General features: G+C 70.9%; 16 protein-coding genes. 7 read left to right on the forward strand and 9 right to left on the reverse strand.

Annotation, left to right across the window (positions count from 1 at the left end; genetic code table 11):
- Positions 1 to 39 precede the first annotated feature (39 nt).
- Together ACIGJO_RS13355 and ACIGJO_RS13360 are read right to left on the reverse strand one after the other, a co-directional pair.
- On the reverse strand, positions 40 to 993 hold the full coding sequence (locus ACIGJO_RS13355) for a DUF6235 family protein (RefSeq protein WP_399956947.1): 954 nt from the start codon (positions 991 to 993) through the stop codon (positions 40 to 42).
- A gap of 506 nt (positions 994 to 1,499) precedes the next feature.
- The gene (locus ACIGJO_RS13360; RefSeq protein WP_399956605.1) at positions 1,500 to 2,945 is read right to left on the reverse strand and encodes a glyceraldehyde-3-phosphate dehydrogenase; all 1,446 of its coding nucleotides are present in this window, start codon (positions 2,943 to 2,945) and stop codon (positions 1,500 to 1,502) included.
- 150 nt (positions 2,946 to 3,095) lie between these two features.
- Between ACIGJO_RS13360 and ACIGJO_RS13365 the strand changes: the two genes are divergently transcribed.
- Complete coding sequence (locus tag ACIGJO_RS13365; protein ID WP_399956608.1) at positions 3,096 to 3,542, forward strand: hypothetical protein; 447 nt, start codon at positions 3,096 to 3,098, stop codon at positions 3,540 to 3,542.
- Between the two features lie 185 nt (positions 3,543 to 3,727).
- Here ACIGJO_RS13365 and ACIGJO_RS13370 read toward each other — a convergent pair whose 3' ends face one another.
- The 5 genes from ACIGJO_RS13370 to ACIGJO_RS13390 all read right to left on the reverse strand — a co-directional run bounded on the left by ACIGJO_RS13370 (position 3,728) and on the right by ACIGJO_RS13390 (position 10,363).
- Entirely contained in the window at positions 3,728 to 4,435 is a 708-nt protein-coding gene (locus tag ACIGJO_RS13370; RefSeq protein ID WP_399956611.1) for a M24 family metallopeptidase, read from the reverse strand.
- Positions 4,436 to 4,558: 123 nt separating this feature from the next.
- The gene (locus tag ACIGJO_RS13375; protein ID WP_399956614.1) at positions 4,559 to 5,125 is read right to left on the reverse strand and encodes a nucleoside deaminase; all 567 of its coding nucleotides are present in this window, start codon (positions 5,123 to 5,125) and stop codon (positions 4,559 to 4,561) included.
- A gap of 260 nt (positions 5,126 to 5,385) precedes the next feature.
- Entirely contained in the window at positions 5,386 to 6,255 is an 870-nt protein-coding gene (locus ACIGJO_RS13380) for an alpha/beta fold hydrolase (RefSeq protein ID WP_399956617.1), read from the reverse strand.
- 128 nt (positions 6,256 to 6,383) lie between these two features.
- The gene (locus tag ACIGJO_RS13385; RefSeq protein WP_399956620.1) at positions 6,384 to 7,319 is read right to left on the reverse strand and encodes an amidohydrolase family protein; all 936 of its coding nucleotides are present in this window, start codon (positions 7,317 to 7,319) and stop codon (positions 6,384 to 6,386) included.
- Between the two features lie 425 nt (positions 7,320 to 7,744).
- Entirely contained in the window at positions 7,745 to 10,363 is a 2,619-nt protein-coding gene (locus ACIGJO_RS13390; RefSeq protein WP_399956623.1) for a hypothetical protein, read from the reverse strand.
- Between the two features lie 412 nt (positions 10,364 to 10,775).
- Between ACIGJO_RS13390 and ACIGJO_RS13395 the strand changes: the two genes are divergently transcribed.
- Both ACIGJO_RS13395 and ACIGJO_RS13400 read left to right on the forward strand, forming a co-directional pair.
- On the forward strand, positions 10,776 to 12,116 hold the full coding sequence (locus ACIGJO_RS13395) for a PP2C family protein-serine/threonine phosphatase (RefSeq protein ID WP_399956626.1): 1,341 nt from the start codon (positions 10,776 to 10,778) through the stop codon (positions 12,114 to 12,116).
- Positions 12,117 to 12,349: 233 nt separating this feature from the next.
- Positions 12,350 to 13,036: a response regulator gene (locus ACIGJO_RS13400; RefSeq protein ID WP_399956629.1), complete on the forward strand. Its 687-nt coding sequence runs from the start codon at positions 12,350 to 12,352 to the stop codon at positions 13,034 to 13,036.
- A gap of 3 nt (positions 13,037 to 13,039) precedes the next feature.
- Here ACIGJO_RS13400 and ACIGJO_RS13405 read toward each other — a convergent pair whose 3' ends face one another.
- Positions 13,040 to 14,776 (reverse strand): GAF domain-containing sensor histidine kinase, encoded by a 1,737-nt coding sequence (locus ACIGJO_RS13405; RefSeq protein ID WP_399956632.1) that lies wholly within the window; start codon positions 14,774 to 14,776, stop codon positions 13,040 to 13,042.
- A gap of 473 nt (positions 14,777 to 15,249) precedes the next feature.
- Entirely contained in the window at positions 15,250 to 16,110 is an 861-nt protein-coding gene (locus ACIGJO_RS13410) for a universal stress protein (protein ID WP_399956634.1), read from the reverse strand.
- An 878-nt stretch (positions 16,111 to 16,988) separates the two neighbouring features.
- On the opposite strand from ACIGJO_RS13410, the gene ACIGJO_RS13415 reads away from it, so the two are divergent.
- The 4 genes from ACIGJO_RS13415 (at position 16,989) to ACIGJO_RS13430 (ending at position 21,123) form a co-directional block, all read left to right on the forward strand.
- Positions 16,989 to 17,612, forward strand: coding sequence for a CBS domain-containing protein (locus tag ACIGJO_RS13415; protein WP_399956637.1), 624 nt, complete (start codon positions 16,989 to 16,991; stop codon positions 17,610 to 17,612).
- 22 nt (positions 17,613 to 17,634) lie between these two features.
- Complete coding sequence (locus ACIGJO_RS13420) at positions 17,635 to 18,624, forward strand: Acg family FMN-binding oxidoreductase (protein WP_399956640.1); 990 nt, start codon at positions 17,635 to 17,637, stop codon at positions 18,622 to 18,624.
- A gap of 221 nt (positions 18,625 to 18,845) precedes the next feature.
- Positions 18,846 to 20,273, forward strand: a complete 1,428-nt coding sequence (locus tag ACIGJO_RS13425; RefSeq protein WP_399956643.1) for an MBL fold metallo-hydrolase RNA specificity domain-containing protein — start codon at positions 18,846 to 18,848, stop codon at positions 20,271 to 20,273.
- 196 nt (positions 20,274 to 20,469) lie between these two features.
- Positions 20,470 to 21,123: a CBS domain-containing protein gene (locus tag ACIGJO_RS13430; protein WP_399956950.1), complete on the forward strand. Its 654-nt coding sequence runs from the start codon at positions 20,470 to 20,472 to the stop codon at positions 21,121 to 21,123.
- Positions 21,124 to 21,175 lie beyond the last annotated feature (52 nt).

Genomic DNA, 21,175 nt, shown 5'->3' on the forward strand with positions numbered 1-21,175 from the left:
GGTGTTGGGGGTTCGACACCGGCCCGCACGGGAAACGTTTCAAGCCGCCCGGAGGGTTCCTCCCTCCCTTCCAGGTGCCTCGCCCCCGGCACCGACATGGGTGATCTCGAAGGTGTCCAGGTCGCGAATGCGGATCTTGAGAACGAGCCCGTCCCGCACCAGGACGGAGAATTCCAGAGGCCGCCCGGGAACGTCGGCGGTCTCGTACGCCCGGAACACCGATCTGTCGGCAATGGCGAAGAGGGCCTTGTGCACCGCGTTCCGGTGGATCTGACAGGCCGTGTGCGACCAGCGCTCCAGCAGCTCCCATCCCGCGGTCAGCCGGAGCGGTCCGCGGCCGGGGGTGTCGTCGCCGGCCGGACGCCGCACCGGCGCCCGGCCGCCGGAAGGGTGGCCCCCATCCGGGGGGTGGCCGAGCATGGCGCGGGCAACCTGCAGTTTGGCCCGGCCGGCGGGGGTCGGGCGGTGCCGCTGGACCGTTCGCAGGATGCGCTCCGCGGTCCAGCCGTCCCCGGTGCCCAGGTAGGCGACCGCCTGGCGGTACAGGAAGTCCGCCTCCTGACCGCTCAGCCGGCCGGCCGAGGACGCGAGGAGCTCGATCTGCCGCTCGCGGGGGCTGGCGGCCGTGGGGATCAGATCCTCCGGCCCCGCGCCGGGGTCCGTCGGCCGGTGGAGGGTGATCATCCCCTCCCCCAGTTCATCGAGGATCGCGAAGAACAGCCGGCTCCCCTCGTCGAGCAGGTCCGCGTCGACCACATCGACATGGCAGGGGCCCATCTGGTCGAGCCACGCCAGCCCGATCTCCCGGAGGCTGTGGACCACCCGGTCCCGGTGCGGGAACCGTCTCGTCCCGTGGGGCCGGACCCCGTCGGCACGGCTCCCGTCGCCCTCGTTCGCGGCACACGCGGGGTCCTCGGGGGCGATCAGCCTCAGACCGGCGCGCGCCTGCCGGGGCCACGTGGCCGTGACACCCGTGTTGATCAGGGCTCGCACCGGCAAGAAGCCGACCGTTCCGCGCTCGGCCCGCACAGCGAATTGACGCATCCCTACCCCCAGAATCCATCGGCACGGTCACCACGCCGAGCGGTGGCAGGAAGGTCCGCCACCGTGCCTCGGTGACCTCGTGATACTCACCCCTGGCGATCTTCACATTTCATGCCGGAAGGCACTTCCTTCACTTTCCGTCACTTAGCAAAGTAGCTGCGTCCCGGGGGTGCGACATCTTCCAGAGTGCTGTTGTGCCAGGGGCGTTCCGGATGACCGGCCCACCTCGCCAAGTCCGTGTTGGACCCATCGGCGGATGGCGCGAGCATGTCCGCCCCCGCCCGGTCCCGCGAATGTTCACGAGGCTGTTCAGTCAGGGGAAACGACCACGGGCGCGGCGGTGGCGGAGCGGCACCGGGACACCTCTCGGAATCCTTGCCGCACCACCACCGCCGCGCCCGCTCGTCCGGACAGGAGACTCCTGTCCGGACGTGGATCGGACCGGCCGGCCGGGATCAGACCGCCGGGGCCGGGTAGGTCGGGTACTCCACTCCGGAGACGTGCTGGACGACCCGGATGACCTGGCAGGAGTAGCCGAACTCGTTGTCGTACCAGAGGTAGAGGATCGCGTTGTCGCCATCGACCTTGGTGGCGCCCGCGTCGACGATCGAGGCGTGGCGCGAGCCGATGAAGTCGCTCGAAACCGCGTCGGGGGCGCTGATGAAGTCGATCTGGCGCTTCAGCGGCGAGGTGAGCGAGACGTCGCGGAGGTGGTCGAGGACCTCCTCGCGGGTGGTCTCGCGTGCCAGCCGCAGGCTCAGGATCGCGATCGAGACATCCGGCACGGGCACGCGGATCGAACTGCCGGTGATCGGCGCCTTGAGCGCGGGCAGTGCCTTGGCCACGGCGGAGGCGGCACCGGTCTCGGTGATGACCATGTTGAGCGCCGCCGAGCGGCCGCGGCGGTCGCCCGAGTGGTAGTTGTCCAGCAGGTTCTGGTCGTTGGTGTACGAGTGGATGGTCTCCACATGGCCGCGCAGGACGCCGTACTCGTCCGCCATCGCCTTCAGCGGCGGCACGATCGCGTTGGTGGTGCACGAGGCGCAGGAGATGATCTGCTCGTCCGGCTTGATCGTGTCGTGGTTGACGCCGTGGACGATGTTGGGGACGTCGCCCTTGCCCGGCGCGGTCAGGACGACCTTGGCGATACCCGGGCGCAGGTGCTTCGACAGGCCCTCGCGGTCGCGCCACTTGCCGGTGTTGTCGATGAGGATGGCGTCCTTGATGCCGTACGCCGTGTAGTCGACCGCCGTCGGGTCGTCGGAGTAGATCACCTTGATCTCGTTGCCGTTGGCGACGATCGTGCTGGTCGCCTCGTCGACGGTGATCGTGCCGTGGAACTGGCCGTGGATGGAGTCGCGGCGCAGCAGCGAGGCGCGCTTGACGATGTCCTGGCCGACGCCCCTGCGGACGACGATGGCCCGCAGCCTCAGACCGTTGCCGGAGCCGGTCTTCTCGATGAGCAGACGGGCGAGAAGGCGCCCGATACGGCCGAATCCGTAGAGGACGACATCACGCGGCTCACGGCGGTCGATCTTGTTGTCACCCGTGGCGCCGGCGACGACCTCGGCGGTGAACTCCGCCACCGAGAGACCGCGTCCGTCGGTCCGGTACGTCGCGGCGAGCATGCCGATGTCGATCTGCGAAGGGCCGAGATCGAGCGTGGTGAGGGCCTGGAGGAACGGCAGCGTCTCGGTGACCGAGAGCTCCTCACCGGCGATCTGCCGGGCGAACCGGTGCGTCTTGAGGATGCTGACCACCGACTTGTTCACCAAGGAGCGGCTGTGGAGGAGGACGGTGACGTCCTGCTCCCGGTGCAGCTTCCCGATGATCGGGATCATCGACTCCGCGATCTCCTCGCGGGTCTTCCAGTTGGTGAACGAGTCGTCATTGACAGTCACAGGTTTATCTTTCGAGCTAGGCGGCGCTCATATGGTAACCCCATGCCACTTTGATCATTCAAGCGGTGCCGGGACGCGGCACGTGCTGGGGCGCACCGGGGCGGTCCGGGCACCCCGGGGACTGTCAGTCCTGGGTGCGACGATCACGGCATGGTGATGTGTGACTATTTCTCGGCCTCCGATGACGACGCGGCCGTCAGCGTTCTCGACGAACCAGGCGGACCGGATCCCTCGGTCTTCGACGTGGTGTCGCTGAAGGGCCTCGACCCGGTCGTGGTGATGCCGCGGCTTGAGTCGATCCTCACGGGCTGCACCTACGACGAGGCGGCCGGGCATCCTCGCTCCGGGAAGCTGCTCTCGTCCCCCGAGGCGGAAAGCGCGTTCATCATGAGCGTGTCCGACACCCTTCAGGAGGCGCTGGCCTCGGCCACGCACGACTCCCTGCGCGAAGCGGCCGGTCCCTGGGCCGGTACGGATGAGCTGCTCGCATCGGGCATAGCCTCCGAGACGGCGGCCCACGTGGCGGTGCAGCTGGCGGAACTGGCCGGTCGGGCGCGGCCGGCCGGTCACCGGCTGTACTGCTGGTGGGCCCTCTGAGGGGTGACGGCGCCGGAGTCAGGTTTCCGGCGGCCTGCAGGGTTTTCGTGGCCGTGCAGGGTTCCGTGGCCCTCGGGAGCACAAGACCCTGAGCTGCGGGCGCCGGCCGGGTCCGGCGGACACCCGGCCGGCGCCCGGACCGGCCGGGGGGGCCGGTCCGCCTCCCCGCCCCGGCCGCGTGGCGGTCAGGCCAGGTCCAGCAGCTGTTCGTAGAAGCCGCCGAATCCCCGCCGCCTGTCCACGAAGTGCAGCTCCAGAATCCAGTGGCGGACCCGCCCCGCGCGGTCGGTCCCCCGCAGCGGCCCCGTGTTGTCCGGGGTGATGTAGGACCGCGCCTTGGCACCGTCGTTCGTCTCGTGCGGGAACTCCCCCACGAGATGCCCGGTGTGCCAGATGCCGATCTCCCAGCCGGCCTCTTTCGCCAGCCCCTCGACCTCGGTGTACAGCTGCCGGCCGGTGATGTCCGGATCCCCCGTGAACACCGCGCGCCCCGCGTCGAACACGCGGGGCAGATCCACCAGCAGCCGGCGCTTGTCCGGATCGTCGCCGAAGACATAGGTGCGGCCGAAGTCCGCCTCGTACTCCTCGAAGATCGGGCCGAAGTCCGCGAAGGCCACGTCGTCCTCGCCGATGACACGGTCGGGCGGGTTGTCCCGGTAGGGGAGCAGCGTGTTCGGGCCGGAACGGATGATCCGCTTGTGCCAGTGCCTGGTGGTGCCGAACATGTCGTTGGCCAGGTCCCGGATACGGTCGCTCGCCTCCCGCTCCCCGGTACCGGGCGCGACCAGTCCGCGCGCCTCCACCTCGGCGAACAGCGCGACGGCCTTCTCCTGCGCCGCCACCAGTCCCGCGGCCCGCCCGGTCTCATCCGGCCCGGAAAGATCAGACGTCATGTCGTGGCCCCCTGCGTTCCTCGTGTCGTGGCGCCCATCCTAGGACGGGCGTCCCGCTGAGGGCGGCCGTCCCGCAGCCGGTCGCCGGAAGGCGCCTGGCGGGCGGAGTCCGGCGGTCCCGCCTCAGTAGGGGTGCTTCTCGGGCCTGTTCCGCCACGCGTCGTACGCGCTTCTGCCGAGCTCCGGGAAGCTCTGCACCATACGGATGCTCCGCTCGCCGATCGGCTTCTTGAAGTCCTCGTACTGGTACTCGTCGCTGAAGCCGATCTCCTCGGTGGCCTTCAGGTCACGGCTGAAGTAGACGGCGTCGAACCGTGACCAGTAGATGGCGCTCATGCACATCGGACACGGCTGGCCGCTGGTGTAGATCTCGCAGCCCTTGAGCATCCGGGCCCGCTTCGGCACCCGGTCGGGCGAATCGGGCTCACGGCGGATGAGCTTCAGCGTGCTCTTGTTCCGGTACTCCACCGCGATGGTCGGAGCCTCCGGGTTGAGCACCTGGATCGCCTTGCGGATGGCCTCCACCTCACCGTGCGCGGTGGGGTCACCGGTCAGCAGGACCCGGTTCTGGCCGCGGGCGATGATCTCACCGTTCCGGGTGATCACCGCGCCGAACGGCCCGCCCCAGCCGTTCACCACCGACTCCGTGGCCAGCCGTACCGCCTCCGCCATGAACTTCTTCTTCCCCATGCTGTTCCTCCGTCGCCGATGTCCCGCCTCCCCTCCGGCATGCGCACAGCGGGGAAGACACATGGATGCATTCGTCCCCTCTCACAAGACAGCCACGTTCTCGGTCCGGGCAACTCGGACCGCCCGCGCCGGACCACGTGAAGCCGCCCTGAGCACGCCCGCCACGGGCCGGGGCCCACGGCGGAAGGGGCGGGTCCGGCGGGCGGCCCGGTATCGGCCGGTCGTGTACCGCCCGCGTCAGCGGACGGCGTCCGTACACATCACCGCTCCTGAGGATGCTCATCGCCGTGTCCGGCTCCCGGCGGGTGCTCGTCCAGCCATGCGGCGGGCACCCGGCCCTCAGGGCTCAGCATCTGTGTCGCCAGCGCTCGCAGGGCCGCCGCGAAGACCTCCGGACGGCGCAGGAACTCCATGTGGATGCCGGGGAACTCCGCCCACGGCACACCGATCCGGCGGGCGATCTCGGCGGAGGGCCGCGCGTAATACGTACCCCGGTCGAAGGAGCCCGCGCCCAGCACCACCGGGAAGGGCGCGGCCCCGTCGGGGCGGAAGCCGGCGAAGCCGGGCCACTCCGTGCCGAACAGATGGTCCTGGTTCCCCAGGAACCGTTTCCAGAGGTCGTCGGGCCAGGGGTACGTCCCCTCCCCGCGCGTCGTCTCCGCGAACCGGCGTCCCGCCGCCGGGGCGCCGCCCTCGGCGTACAGCGCGGCCATGTCGCCGAAGAAACCGCGGTCGGGGTCGCCGTCGGCCAGGACGTTCACGGCCGGCGGCTCGTGCGCTATGAGACCGGTGAGCACCTGGGGGTGCAGCGCGGCCAGCGTGAGGCCGATGATCGCGCCTCCGCTGTTGCCGAAGACGAGAGCGTGTCCGCGCGCCACCGACTCGATCAGCCGGCGTGCGTCGTCCGCCTGCTGAGCGAGGTCCATCGGTTCGGCGGAACGGCCGGTGCTGCGGGAGTTGCCCCGCCGGTCGTAGGTGATCACGGTGAAGGCGTCGGCCAGCTCCTCGGCGACGCCCGAGTAGTACCCGGCGTCCCCTCCGGCCCCGCTGATCATCAGCAGGGCGGGCCCGCTGCCGCGCACCTCGTGGTACAGCCGCGCTCCGTCCGCCTCGAACATGTCACTGCGCACAGCGGGGTTCCGTCCCGTCCTGCGGCGAGGCGTCGTTCGCGTTTCCGGACCCGGCCCGTCCGTCGAACGGCCCCGCGCCTCGCACGGCATGACGGACACCCCCGGAGCCGTACGACCGCTCCGCGGTGTCAGACACGGGCAAGCCGCGGTACGAGGAGTTCGGCGTTGCCACGGTTGACGGCGTGAAGCTGCCCCGCTTCCCAGTGCGGATACTCGTCCAGCCCGCTGTCGAAGCCGGTGCCCCACTCCTCGGGAAGCATGGGGAAGTCGCTGCCGTACAGGACGTGTCCGGGTGCGGCGAAGGCGAGCAGTGAGGGCAGGGCGGCGATGGGGGACATGGCGGTGTCGAAGTAGAAGCGGCGGAGGTCGCCCAGCAGGCCCTCGGGGGTGGAGTCGGGGTGGAGATGGGCGGCGACGGCGAAGCGGTCGGCGGCGTACGGCAGGAGACCACCGGCGTGGGGCAGGATCATCTTGATCCGGGGGTAGCGCCTCGGCACACCGTTCAGAGCCATGTGGAGTGCCGTGCGGGCCGTGTCGTAGGGGAAGTCCACCAGGGGTCCGGGCAGGCCGGAAACGGGCGCGACCGGCGGCGCGGTGGGGTGGACGAGGACCACGGCGGCACGGGCGTCCAACTCGGCCCAGAGCGGCTCGAACGCCGGATCGCCGAGGTAACGGCCGTGCATGTTGGACAGGACCATCAGCCCGTCCGCGTTCAGCTCGTCCAGCGCATGGGCCGCCTCGGCGAGCGCGGCGTCCACGTCGGGCAGAGGGAGACCCGCGAAGTGGCCGAAGCGATCGGGCCGGTCCTTGACGACCTCGGCGGTGTATTCGTTCACGCTCCGGGTGCCGGTGCGGGCTCCGGCGAGGTCGTCCGGGGCCGCGACCGGGGCGGGGAACGACAGGAGGCCGGTGGCGATCGACCTGCGGTCCATCATCGCGATCGCACTCCGGACATCCCACGCGGGAGCCGGCCAGCCGAGGGCCGCGGCCCGCTCGGCCATCGGACCGCTGAAGGCCGGTGGGACCAGATGCTGGTGTACGTCGATGCGCTCGGGGTCCGACACGTCTGTCCGAGCCTCCTCGGGTGCGGGGTGCGGGGTGCGGGCGGAGACAGCCCGTATCCATGGGATACCCCCCGGGGGAAGCACGCCAGGCGGACGGGACGGTCCGGCCCCGAACAGCGGATGCGCCCGACCGGGGAATCACCTGAGCGGGGGAAGCCGTAAGTCCGCTGACAACGGCCCCCTTTTCGAACATCATCGGCCTGCGGCAGGGGGTCACGGGAGTGAGGTAGCGGGCGGCTCCGATGGGCAGGCGGGGGCGCGCGGGGGCGAGGTCCACAGTGACGCCGTACATGCCGCGGTGCCGGCCGGTTCGTCCGGGGACACGGATGACACGGGGCGGGCCGCTGGGCGAGGCGGTCGGACGGACGGGCACCCGCCATCGGGTGATGGCGGGTGCCCGCTGGGTCACTGATGTGCTGCTCGTATCACGTCGAGCGGCAGTAGCCCTTGTCCTGGCACGGCTTCGGCTTGCAGTGCTTGCCGTACGCGTCGCACGGTTCCGGCTTGCAGTGCTTGCCGTACGCGTCGCACGGTTCCGGCTTGCAGTGCTTGCCGTACGCGTCGCAGGGCTTCGGCTTGCAGTGCTTGCCGTGGCACGGCTTCTTCTTGACGGAGATGCTGGCCTGGTCCTGGTTGGACCGGACACCGCCGTCGGCCGTGGCGACCGCGGTGTTGGTGACGCTGCCGCGCGCGGCATCGGCCCGGGTGACCTGGTAGGTGCCGGTGCACGTGGTGCTGTCGCCGGGCTGTCCGGCCGGGGCGAGGGTGGTCGCCTCGCAGGTCACGTCGGTCACCCGGTTGTCGGTGACGTCGATGCCGGTCAGCGTCGTGCCACCGGTGTTGGTGACGGTGTACGTGTACGTCACCTCGTCGCCCACCCGGTAGGTGCGTGAATCGTCCACCGTCTTCTCCAAGGCCAGCCCCGACTCGACCCTGGCCCGCAGGGTGACGCTGTCGGGTTCCGAAACCACCTGCGTGGATCCGGACTGCCCCTGTGCGGCCGCCACGTTGATGACCGTCCCCCGTGCGGCGTCCGCCTGGGTGACGGTGTACGTGCCGGTGCATGTGGTGGAGGCAGCCGGGGCCAGCACCGAGGCCTGGCAGGTCACGTCCTCGACGAGACTGTCGGTGACGCCGATGCCGGTCAGCGTCGTGTCACCGGTGTTGGTGACGGTGTACGTGTACGTCACCTCGTCGCCCGCCTCGTACACCCGGGTGTCATCGGCCGACTTCTCCAGCCGCAGCCCCAGCTCGGAGGCGACAACCACGGTCACGTCGTCGGGCGGCGACTGCACCTGGACGGTTCCGGCCTGTCCCTGCGCGGTGGCGGTGTTCGTGACCGAACCCGCGACGGCGTCCTGCTCCGTGATGGTGTACGTGCCGGTGCACGTCGTACTGTCGCCGGACTGCCCGGTCGGGGCGAGGGTGGTCGCCTCGCAGGTCACGTCGGTCACCCGGTTGTCGGTGACGCCGATGCCCGTCAGCTGCTGGGGGCCGGTGTTGGTGACGGTGTACGTGTACGACACCTCGTCGCCGACCTCGTACACCTGCGTGTCGTCGGCCGACTTCTCCAGGCGGATCCCGGGCCCGGACTGGACCGGGAGGGTGACCTCGTCGGGCGGTGATTCGACCGTGGTGGTCCCGGCCCGTCCCTGCGCGGTGGCGGAATTGGTGACGGACCCGGCCGTGGCGTCCGCCTGCGTGACGGTGTAGCTGCCGGTACAGGTCATCGTCTCGCCGACCGCGAGGGTGGTCTGCGGACACGTGATGCCGGTGACCTTGTCATCGGTCACGGACACGTCCGTCAGCGGCACGGCCCCGCTGTTGGTCACCACGTACTCGTACGGAACCTCTGTGCCCGGCGTCAGCGGGGTCGGCAGCGGCGGGTCCTGGGAGACCTGCTTGACCAGATTGAGCTGGGGCAGCTCGGCCGCCGGGTGGACGGTGAGGTTCCGGAGCAGGTGTACATCGGTGAACAGTCCGGTCGACGCCGCGAAGCCGAACTTGTAGGTCGCGGGTACGGGCTGGGGCGCCGGGGTCGTCAGCACCTCCTGGGTGCCGTTGCCGTCGTGGAAGTCGATCGAGACCGTGAGCACCGGGGCGGGCGACGGTGAGATCTCGACGGTCACCGTGCGGCGCGACGGCTCCAGCAGCGCCTCGGCCTCCTCGGGCGTGGCGTCCGGCGGCACCGAAGTGGTCGGCCCCTGCAGTTGTCCCGGCAGCGTGGAGGGCCACGGTCCGGTGGTCGAGAAGTTGCTCGTGGTCGCGTCGAGGAAGCAGTAGCCCTCGGTGCCGTCGCCCGGCCCGCGCACCGTCACCATGTTCGCGCCCGGTGCCGGAACGCGGAAGCTCGTACCGGCCGGGGAGCGGGTGGCGCAGCCGTTGCCGCGGTGCTCCCAGTCGCCGAAGTAGTTGCCGAGCACGTCCAGCCCGACACCGATGTAGCCGCGGTTGACGCCCGGCAGGAAGGTCTCGTCCGGGTCGTCGTCGGGAAGCTTCTGTGCGTAGCCGAGGCTGCCGCCGAATGCGCCGGGCGCGGTGAGCGAGGCGGCGCCGTCGATGAGGAAGAACGAGATGCCGTCGGCCGGAGGGTTGGTCGTCCCTCCGTACTGCCACTGGTCGAACGTCGTGACCAGGCCCTGGTTCGCCGGGAGGGCGTGGTTGTAGAGGACGGCCGAGGACTGGTCGTTGGCGGCGTCGGTCAGCCGCAGGTACCCGTTGGGCGCGGCGTTGTTCGGCGGGACGGGGCCGACCGCTCCTTCCGGGCAGCCGGTCAGGGGATGGGTGCCGGGGCCGGGGGCCGGCCCCTCGGGCGCACCCGTCAGGCAGGCCGGTCCGAACGCCTCGAACCCCTCCACGGCGGTGGCCCCGGTGAATGTCTCGTCCACCAGAGGCACGCCCGCCGGTTGGGCGGTGGCGGTCTGCCCCGGCAGTCCCAGCGAGGCCGCGACCAGGCCCAGAACCCCGAGTCCTCCGGAGGCCCACCGCCCCAGCCGTTTCTGCCGGCGCCTGACAGCCGGGGAACGCAAGTGTTGTTGGCTCATATCACGCAACATAAAGATCCTTTTCAACACTTCGGCGCAACACGCCCCGCCCCCCTCGTCAGCCCTCCGTCCGGCTCATGCATCCGGATGGACGGGGGCCGGGGGCAGTGCCTTGCCCACCGCATCGGGGAGTGACTGTCCCCCCTCAGGCACCTCGCCGTGCGCACCCCCGAGGGCCCGGCCTCTCCCTCACCCTCCGTTTCCGCGCCCGCCGGCCGGCGCGCCGTGTCCGTCCTGCCGCGTTCGGTGCCTCTGGAGGGGCCGCCCGGGGCGCCCCGTGTCAGGGTGGAAGCGGTTCGCCCACGACCGGGACCGGTCGGGACAAGGGGGTGCACCGTGCGGGCCCGGGACAGGTTCGGGGGCGGGGACGGGTCGGGCCGGGAGGGCGCGGTGCGTGCGCCGGAAGGAGAGCGTGGTGAGCGAAGGCCGGCAGGGGGGCGACGAGGCGGTTCCCTTCGCCGACCTGCGCAAGCGCCTGGACTCCGAGATGGACCAGATCTCCCGGCAGCTGCAGGCACTCACCTCGGCCAGGGACCGGCTGGAGGGACTGCTCGACGCGGTGCTCGCCATCAGCGGCGAGCTGGAGCTCGGCGAGGTGCTCCAACGCATCGTCACCACCGCCACGCACCTGTGCAAAGCCCGCTACGGGGCTCTCGGGGTGCTCGACGAGGAGGGCGAGCACCTGGAGCAGTTCATCACCGTAGGACTGGACGACGCGGAGAGGCAGGCGCTGGCCGGTGTGGACTTCCCGCGCGGCGAGGGCGTCCTGGGCCTCCTCATCCAGAACCCCGAACCCTTGCGGCTGGACGACATCTCCGCCCATCCCGCCTCCGTCGGCTACCCGCCGGGCCACCCCCGCATACGGTCCCTCCTCGGCGTCGCCATCAGCGTCCGCGGCGAGATCTACGGCGACCTCTACCTGTCCGAACGCCTGGACGGCCGGCCCTTCGAACACGGCGACCAGGAAGTCCTCCTGGCACTGGCCAGCGCGGCCGGCATCGCCATCGAAAGCGCCCACCTGTTCAAACAGGTCCGCGACAGCGCCGAGAACTTCCAGCGCCTGCTGCTGCCCGTCCTGCCCGACCTCAGCCCCTACTCGGCCGCCACCATCTACCGCCCCGCCACCCGGCCCAACCACCTGGGCGGCGACTGGTACGACGCGATACGCCTGCCGGACGGCACGCTGGGCATCGTCATCGGCGACGTCTGCGGCCACGACCTGCCCGCCGCCGCCACCATGGCGCAGATGCGCAACATGCTCCGCGCCCTGTTCTACGACCGCCAGAGCCCGCCCAGCGACGTCCTGCACCAGCTCGACATCACACTGGATTCCACCTGCTCCGACTCCCCGGGAACCACCGTGCTGGCAGGCCGGGTCGAGCCCGCCGAGGAGGACTTCGTACTCGACTGGTGCACCGCGGGCCATCTCCCTCCCCTGGTGATCACACCGGACGGACAGGCCGCATACCTGCCCGACGAACCGGGCCTGCCGCTGGGCGTCGACGCGACACTGCCGCGCCCGGACCACCGCACGAGACTGCGCCCCGGCAGCACGGTCGTCTTCTTCACCGACGGCCTGGTCGAACACCCCGCCCGCTCGATCGACGAGGGCCTGGACTCCCTGGTCGAACTGGCCACCACCCACGCCGGACAGCCGGTCGGCGACCTGGTGCACGCCCTCGCCGACCACCACCCCAGCGACGGACACGACGACCTGGCCATCCTCGCGCTCCGGCTCCCCGCCCGGCCCTGAACAACAGCGGCACGGCGGACCGGCGGGAAGACCTGATGTGGCTGTCCGGCTCCCCGACGGCTGCACGCCTTTGTGCGCACCGCGCCGCGAACAGCTGTTGCTTCTCGCTGTGCAGGTTCCTGGCGGTGGATGGATCTCAGTGCCCACGAGGCGCCTGAAGACGCCTGAAGACGTTTCATGACGGACAATCCTTATGAGGGGCGGGCAGGTATCCACCGACCACAGGGGTCGCGATGACCGAGCTGCCGGAAGCCGGCACACTCACCCATGTCTTCCTCGTGGACGATCACGAGGTCGTCCGCCGGGGACTGCGCGATCTGATCGACGACGAGCCCGACATGCGGGTGGTCGGGGAGGCGTCGACGGCGGACCAGGCCCTCGCCAGGGGGCCGGCGCTCCGGCCCGACGTGGCTGTGCTCGACGTACGGCTTCCCGACGGCGACGGGATCTCCGTGTGTCGGGAGCTGCGCTCCCGCATGCCGGGCCTCGCGTGTCTGATGCTGACGTCGTTCGATGACGAGGACGCCCTCATCGACGCCATCATGGCGGGAGCGGCGGGATACGTGCTGAAGCAGATCCAGGGCTCCGATCTCGTGTCGGCGGTACGGACCGTGGCCACCGGGAAGTCGATGCTCGACCCGGCCACCACCGCCCGCCTGCTGCACTCGCTGCGCGGCTCGGAGGTGGCGAAGCCGCCGGAGGACGAGCGCCTCGCGGTGCTGTCCGAGCGGGAACGGTCCGTACTCGACCTGATCGGCGAGGGACTCACCAATCGGCAGATCGCCAAGCGGCTGTACCTGTCGGAGAAGACGGTGAAGAACCACATCTCACGGCTTCTGGGCAAGCTGGGCGTGGAGCGTCGTGTGCAGGCCGCGGTCATCGCCGCGCAGGTGCACGAGCACGACGCCGAGCAGAAGTAGCCCTCAGTCCTGTATGGCCGGCAGGGGGATCCGCCATTCGAGTACCGTTCCGCCCGTCGGCTCCGGTCGTGTGTGGACCGACAGGTCTCCGCCCAGGCGTTCGGCCCGTTCGGTGAGGTTCCGCAGACCGCTGCGGGCTCCGCCCGGGGGAATGCCGACGCCGTCGTCGCTCACCGTCACCGCCAGCACGCCGTCCTCGGCGATGACAGCCACCTCCGTGTGCCGGGCCGCCGCGTGCCGGGCCACGTTGGTGAGGGCTTCGCCGATGACCGCGATCACTTCCTCGGCCGCTTCGGCCGGCACGTCCGTGTCGAGCAGGCCCTCCATGCGCAGGGCGGGGGGGTGCCCGAGGGTCGAGGCGGCCGAGTCGACCGTCTTGACGATGCGGTTCCTGAGCTTCGGGGCAGCCTCCGGGCTGTCGTGTTCCCGCAGGCCGAAGATGGTCGACCGGATGATCTTGATTGTGGCGTCCAGGTCGTCGATCGCCCGGGTCAGCCGGTCCACCGCCTCCGGGTGCTCGACGAACCGACGGGCGCTCTGCAAGGTCATACCGGTGGCGAAGAGGCGCTGGATCGCGAGGTCGTGCAGGTCGCGGGCGATCCGGTCGCGGTCCTCCAGGAGACTCACCTGCTCGGCGTCACGGCGCCGGTCGGCCAGTTCGAGGGCCAGTGCCGCCTGCCCGGCGAATCCGGGGAGAGCGCCGATCTCGGCGCCCGCGAACGGCGTCCGCCCGCGGCGCCTCGTCAGGACCAGTACGCCGCTGAGCCGTTCCTTCGTGCCGACCGTGACCGCGACCGCCGGGCCGAAGCCCTGCCAGCGTTCGGGCTGTACGGTGACCCGCTCGTCGCTCTCGACGTCAGCCACCGTGACCAGACCGTCCCTCGCCAGGGCAGCCGCGGCAAGTGTTCCCTCGCTGCTCGGGAGCACGACGCCCCGGTGTGCGTCGGCCCCGTCGCCGCATGCCAGCGAGCCCCGCAGTTCACCGCCGGGCCCGACCAGGTAGAAGACCCCCATGCCGGCGCCCGCGATGTCGACCGCCTGCTCCAGCATCCCGCCCAGGACCTCGGACTCCTCGGCGCCGGACAGGAGGGCGCTGGTGAGGTCCGAGCTCGCCGCCAGCCAGCGCTGCCTGAGTCTGCCCTCCTCGTAGAGGCGGGCGTTCTCGATGGCGATGCCGGCCGCGACGGCCAGGGTCGTCACGACGGCCTCGTCCTCCGCGTCGAAGTCGGCGGCTCCGCGCTTCTCGGTGAGGTAGAGATTGCCGAAGACCTCGTCGCGGACTCGGATGGGGACGCCGAGGAACGTGCGCATCGGCGGGTGGTGCGGTGGGAAGCCGTACGAGGAGCAATGGTCCGACAGCTCGGGCAGGCGCAGCGGCTCGGGGTTCCGGATCAGTTCGCCGAGGATGCCGTGGCCGGAGGGAAGGTCACCGATCCGTGCGCGCAGGTCGTCGTCGATGCCGATGGGCAGGAATTCGGAGAGCTTCTCGTCGTCGCCGATGACACCCAGGGCTCCGTACTCGGCGTCCACCAGGGTCACCGCCGCCTCGACAATGCCACGCAGCACCTGGGGCAGGTCGAGTTCCCTGCCCACGGACATCACGGCTTCGAGCAGGCCGTTGAGGCGGTCCCGGGTACCCCGCACCTCGTCGATGCGTACCTGGAGTTCCTCAAGCAGTTCGTCCAGTTTCAGCCGCGGAATCCTGGGGCCCGCGGATCCCGGGTTCTCCCGGCCGCCCATCGCACCCTCCGCCCGATCTCCCGGCACACGTGACACACGCACTTTCACGGTAGTCCGGGAACGGCCTGCGGTCCTGTCGTCAGGTCCTCGGGTGGCACGCGGTCCGTACGGAGCGAGCCTCCACGAAACCGGCCGGCGCACAGGCGAAAGCGCTACCCACACCTGCCACGCCCAGCGGCTCCGGCTCCGGCTCCGGCTCCGGGGCAGCACGCGGGAAGGCCGCGGTCGGCGCCTTCGCGCAGGACGCGCGCGTGCGGGGCGGTGAGGGCCGAGCGGACGGCGACGGCGTTGCCGGCCCGGATCCTCCTGCGCCATGCCGACGGTCGTGTTCACGAGGACGACCAGTGCGATGACGACCGCGTCGGGATACGGCCTCCGCCTCGGTGTGTCCGCCTCGGTGTGTCCCGTCGCGTCCCGCACCGGTGCGGGACGCGACGGGTGCCCGGTCGGCCGCTGACGCCGTCATGGCACGCTCACCTTGCGGGAACGGTGATCACCGGGCAGTGGGCGCGGTGCAGCAGCCCGTGGACGACGGAACCGACACGCATTCCGGTGTATCCGCCCCGGCCCCGGCGGCCGACGACGACGGCCAGAGCGTGTTCCGCGGCAGCGGCCAGCATCTCGACGGGCGAGCCGATGGGCACCTCGTGGGTGCGGTGGACATCGGGGTACTGCTCGGCCCATCCGGCTGTCGTCTCGGAGAGCAGTCGTCGCTCTGTGTGGAACAGGGTGTCACCGCTGTGCAGGGTGAAGACGGGCGGCTGCCAGACGGCAACGGCGCGCAGCGCGCAACGCCGGAGGTCCGCTTCCTCGTAGGCCCAGGCGAGGGCGGCGCGCGAGGCCTCGCTGCCGTCGATGCCGACCACGAGGTAGGGCCTCTCCTGCGTGACATGTTCCGCGTCGCCCACGACGGCCACCGGGCAGTGTGCCTTCGCGGTGACCGGGACGACGAGGGAGCCGGCGCTCAGGAACTCCTCGGTGCGGCTGAGGTGCCGGGAGCCGAGCACGACCATGCCCGCCTCGGCCGACAGGCCGGCCAGGACGCCCGCCGGGAACCCGTCGAGAAGGGCGGTGGTGGCCTCGACACCCGGCTGCCGGGTCCGCACCCACGCGAGTGCGGTACGCAACGCTTCCGCGCCGGCCCGCTGCTGTGCCAGGCGCCGAGGGGTGTCATCGACGTGCTGAGTGTCCTGTCGCCGTGGTACCGCGACCACCAGGCTCAGTCCCGATCCCCGCAGATGAGCCTCGTCCGCGGCCCACGAGAGGGCCAGGTGCCAGTTCCTGACCGGGTCGATGCCGACCACGATGGCGCGTCGGTCCGTGGTGGGTGTCATGACGTGCTCCCGTGTCCGGGCCCCTGCCGAGGGATGAACTCCACGGGGCAGTGGGCGTGCTCCAGCAGGCCGAGCGAGGTCCGGCCGATGGTGGAGCCGAGGTGTCCGGGCGCCCTCGGCCACCGATGACGACGGGATCGGCGTGGCGCGATGCCCCGACGAGGACTCCGGGCACGCTGTGGCCGGTCCGACCGTCGGCGTGCGCGGTCAGTTCCGGGAACTCCTCCCGAACCCGTTCTGCGATCTCCGCGAGTACGCCTGCGCGATCGCGGGCGGTCTCCTCGCCTTCGCCGCGCGGCGCGGTCCGACACCACGGATGTGCGGGAAGCCGCAGAGGCACTTTGCGCAGCAGGCCCCCTGGGCCGCGGTACGGGCACAGCCCATACCGGTCCCGTCCCGAACCGCTGCCAGGAAGCCCCCTTCCTCCGCAGACCCGGTGGGCCCGGCGCCGTCGCCGGGCCCGGTGCTGGTGCGGTCGAGCGGCTCCCGCCCTGCTCGCCCGCTCGCGGGTATCTCCACCTGGGAGAGGAACGGCAGCGGGGCGTCCGTGTTCGCCGCGTGGACGAGGCAGAGGATGGCGCCCCGCAGGGCCGCCTCTGCTGCCTCCCACATCGCCCGCCGTGTCGGCGGACGCCGATCCGTCGATGCCGACGACGGCCCTGGCCGGGCAGGGCCGGGCTGTGGGTTCGTCCATGGTTCCTCCTCACGGTCCGAAGGACTCTCTCCACCCTGGCACCCCGCCCCGGCGCGGCCGAGGGCCGCTCAGGCCAAGGACGGTGGACCATTCGGCCCTCGCCGCCCCCCACGCGCACGTCGGAGGGTAGTGACGCGGGAAGCACTCCTTCCTCACGCTCCGGTCCCTCGAAGGAGGCACGGCCATGAAGCACATGAAGATCGGCGGTCTCATGACGGACGACGTGGTCTCCGCCGTCCCCGCGACCTCGTTCAAGGAAGTGGCGAAGCTGCTCGCCGAACACGACATCAGCGGCGTCCCGGTGATGGACGAGGACGACCACGTCGTCGGAGTCGTCTCCGAGAGCGACCTCCTGGCCCGCGACGAGCTGACGGCACGGGACCTGATGACCAGGCCGGCCATCACGGTTCACGCCGAGGAGACAGTGGCGGACGCGGCACGGCTGATGGTGCGTCGCGGAGTCGAGCGCCTCCCGGTGGTCGACGAGGAGGAGCGCCTCGTGGGCATCGTGACCCGCCGCGATCTGCTCTGCGTTTATCTCCGCCCGGACGCGGAGATACGCGGCCACATCCGTGAGGACGTCCTCACGGACGCCATGAACCTGCCCGGGGACGCGGTGGACGTGCACGTCCTCGACGGCGTGGTGACGCTCGCCGGCCGTGTCCGGCGGCGAAGCCAGGCCCTGATGCTCGTCCAACTCGCCGAGAGCGTGGACGGCGTCGTCGCCGTCGTGGACCAGGTGGCCTTCCATGCGGACGACACGCCTCCCGCAGCCCCGGCCGGCACTCCGCACCCCGTCGCCCGGTGACCCCCCGCAGACAGGACGAGCCATGTCTACCACCGCTCTGACCCGACCGCTCGTGACGTCGCTGGTCGAAGACGCCATCACGGCTCCCTCGATGCACAACGCGCAGCCCTGGAAGTTCGTCCACAGGACGGGTACCGGCGTCATCGAGCTGCACGGCGACCCGCTTCGTCGCATGCCACAGGAGGACCCCGACCACCGCGCCCTCCACCTCGGCTGCGGCGCCGCCCTGTTCGGGCTGCGCGTCGCCGCCGCGCACAGGGACCTGCACGGAATGGTCCGACTACTGCCCCGCCCGGACGACCCGTGGCACTTCGCCGACGTGGAGCTCCGCGCACCCGACGACACCGACCCCGCTCTCGCCGCGCTCCACGCCGCCTTGTCACGACGCCACACCATCCGTTTCCCCTTCACCGAGGAGCGGGTCCCCTCCGAGGTACTGGACGGCCTGCGCGCCGCAGCTCTCCTTGAAGGCTGCCGGCTCGTTGTACCAGGGGCCTGGCACACCGACACCGTGCTCGGGATCGTCCACGACTCCGAGAGGTTCGAAGCCGCTGACGGGGCGGTTCGCGCGGAGATAGCCGCCTGGACGCGCATGGGTACCGCCGGCGAAGGCTCCGAGACCGAGGGCATCCCGTCGTACGCCTTCGGGCCGAGGCAGTACGACATCACCTCGCCGGTCCGCGACTTCGACTCACCCCGACGCGTCCCGGACCGCGCTACGGCACACTTCGAGAAGAATCCGCAGATCGCCCTCCTCGGCACGGCCGAAGACACTCCTCGGCAGTGGCTGACGGCCGGCCAGGGACTGCAGCGGGTCCTCCTCCAGGCCACCCTCGACGGACTGTCCACCTCGCTCGTGTCCCAGCCCCTGGAGTGGCCCGAACTCCGCTCCATCGCGCGCGATCCGGAGTCCACGACGGGCTTCGTCCACATGATCATCCGCGTCGGCTACGGCCCGAAGGGGCGGGCCACACCCCGCCGACCCGTCTCCGAGGTGCTCACCTTCGACTGAAGCGCCCTCTCAAGCACCTCCCGATCGCTCTCACAGACGGAACCTTGCTCTCGTGTGTTCGGGTGTTCTCCTCGATCAGGCTCGGCCGCCAACCCGCGGCCACGCATGTGCCGATCGGGCCGGAGGAGGGACCGATCGGGCCCTCGGGCACCAGCCGGTCCGGTGCGAGGGTGGAGACCGGATCAGTGGAGACCGGATCACACTCCGAAGGAGGGCAGGCCATGTCCGAGGCAGCCCCGAATCCCGCTCCCACCACCCCGCGACCTGCCCTGCTGAGCTTCCTGGGCGGCGTGGGGACGGTCACCGGCAGCAAGTTCCTCATCGAGAGCGACCATGCGCGGATCCTCCTCGACTGCGGTCTCTTCCAGGGCTTCGCGAAGCTGCGACACCGCAATTGGGAGCGGTTCGCCCGGGACGCCGCCGACATCCACGCGGTGGTCGTCACCCACGCCCATCTGGACCACTGCGGCTATCTGCCCCGGCTGGTCCGGCAGGGCTTCCGGGGGCCGATCCTGACCAGCGCGCACACCGCCCGGCTCGCCGGGATCGTGCTGCGCGACAGTGCGCGGCTCCAGATGGAGGCCGCCCGGCACGCCAATGAGCACGGCTGGTCGAAGCACCGCCCGGCCAAGCCGCTGTACGACGACTCGGATGTGGAGAAGACGCTGGCGTTCTTCGACACGGTCCCCGTGGGCGAGGACGTGCAGATCATGGCCGGCACCCGGTTGAGGCTCCACCACGGCGGGCACATCCTCGGGTCGGCATGGGCACACCTGACCCTGGAGGATGAGCACACCTTGGCCGCTTCCGGGGACCTGGGACGGCCGGGACACCCGCTGCTGCTGCCACCGGAGCCGTTTTCCGGTGCCGACGCACTGCTGATCGAGTCCACGTACGGCGACCGGCTGCACGACCAGGACTCCGCGCGATCCGAGTTCGCCGCCGTGATCGAGCGGACCGTCGCCCGGGACGGCACCGTCGTCATCCCCGCCTTCGCGATCGACCGCACCGAGGTCGTCCTGCACGAACTGACTCTGTTGCGCGAGAGTGGTGTCCTGCCCCGGCCGGTCCCCGTGTACGTGGACAGCCCCATGGCACTGGCTGCCCTCGACGTCTACCGGGACGCGGTGCACGAGCGCTCCGCCGAGCTGCGGCCCGAGATCCTGGCCCGGGGGGAGACCGCACTCAGCCCCGAGCCGTTCCAGGCGGCACGGACGGTCCGGGATTCCATCGGCATCAACAGCGCGCACGGGCCCGCCGTCATCGTCTCCTCGGCCGGCATGGCCACCGGCGGCCGCGTCCTGCACCACCTGCACCGGCTCCTGCCCGACCCGCGCAACGCCGTGGTCGTGGTCGGCTTCGCCGCGGCCGGTACCCGCGCGCGGGACCTGGTGGACGGGGCACGGGTGCTGAAGATGTTCGGCGAGTACGTGCCCGTACGGGCCGAGGTCGCCGACGTGCCCCACTTCTCGGCCCACGCCGACGCCGGCCAGATCGTCGACTGGCTGCGCGGCGCTCCTGCCCCGCACACCACCTACCTCGTCCACGGTGAGCCGGCCGCCTCCGAGGCCCTGCGCGACCGCATCGACCGCGAACTGGGCTGGACCGCCGTCGTGCCCCGCTCCGGAGAGGCCGTTCTGGTCCGCTGACCGAGGCCCTTCGGACCCTTCGGTGTGACCTGCGCGGCCCTGCCAGGACCCGCTACTCGCACGGGAGCCTGTGAGGGAAGGACTGGAAGACACCGTGAGCACCACGAGGACCCTGCTGAACGAACTCGCTCCCCAGAACCACGACCGGCTCCTGGAGCACTCGCGTCCGTCGCCCACGCCCGGTGAGGAGAGAGCCATGACCACCCAGCCGTTCACCGTCGCCGATGTGATGACCAAGAAGGTCGTCGCCGTGCGGCCCGGCGCGGAGTTCAAGGAGATCGTCGCCGCGATGGAGCGGTGGAAGGTGACGGCCGTACCGGTCGTCGGGGGCGAGGGCCGTGTCGTGGGAGTGGTCTCCGAGGCGGACCTGCTCCTCAAGGAGGAGTTCCACGACCACCGGCTGGGGCTCGTCGAACAGAAGCGGCGGCTCGGCGCCACGGCGAAGGCCGGCTCCCGGCGGGCGGCGGATCTGATGAGCTCGCCCGCGATCACCGTCGCCCCCGGCGCTTCCCTGCCGCAGGCCGCCCGCCTGATGGCCTCCCACGGCGTGAAACGGCTGCCGGTCATCGACGCGCGCGGCACGATCCAGGGGATCGTCAGCCGGTCCGACCTCCTGAAGGTGTTCCTGCGCCGGGACGAGGACCTCGCGGCCGAGGTCCGCCATGATGTCGTAGAGCCTCTGTTCCCCGTCTCTCGCCGCGGGGTCGACGTCCAGGTCGAGGACGGTGTCGTGACCCTGTCCGGCCGGGTCCGCGACAGCTCCCTCGTCCCCGTCGCGGCACGCCTGGCGCGAGCGGTCGAAGGCGTGGTGGACGTACGGTGCGGGCTCACCACCGACGCCGAGGTGTAGCCGTGTCACGCCGTCCCCGTGCGAGGCGCCGGCCGGCCGCGCATGCTCGAAG

The organism is Streptomyces sp. NPDC079020 (genome assembly GCF_044542225.1).
Lineage (GTDB): Bacteria > Actinomycetota > Actinomycetes > Streptomycetales > Streptomycetaceae > Streptomyces.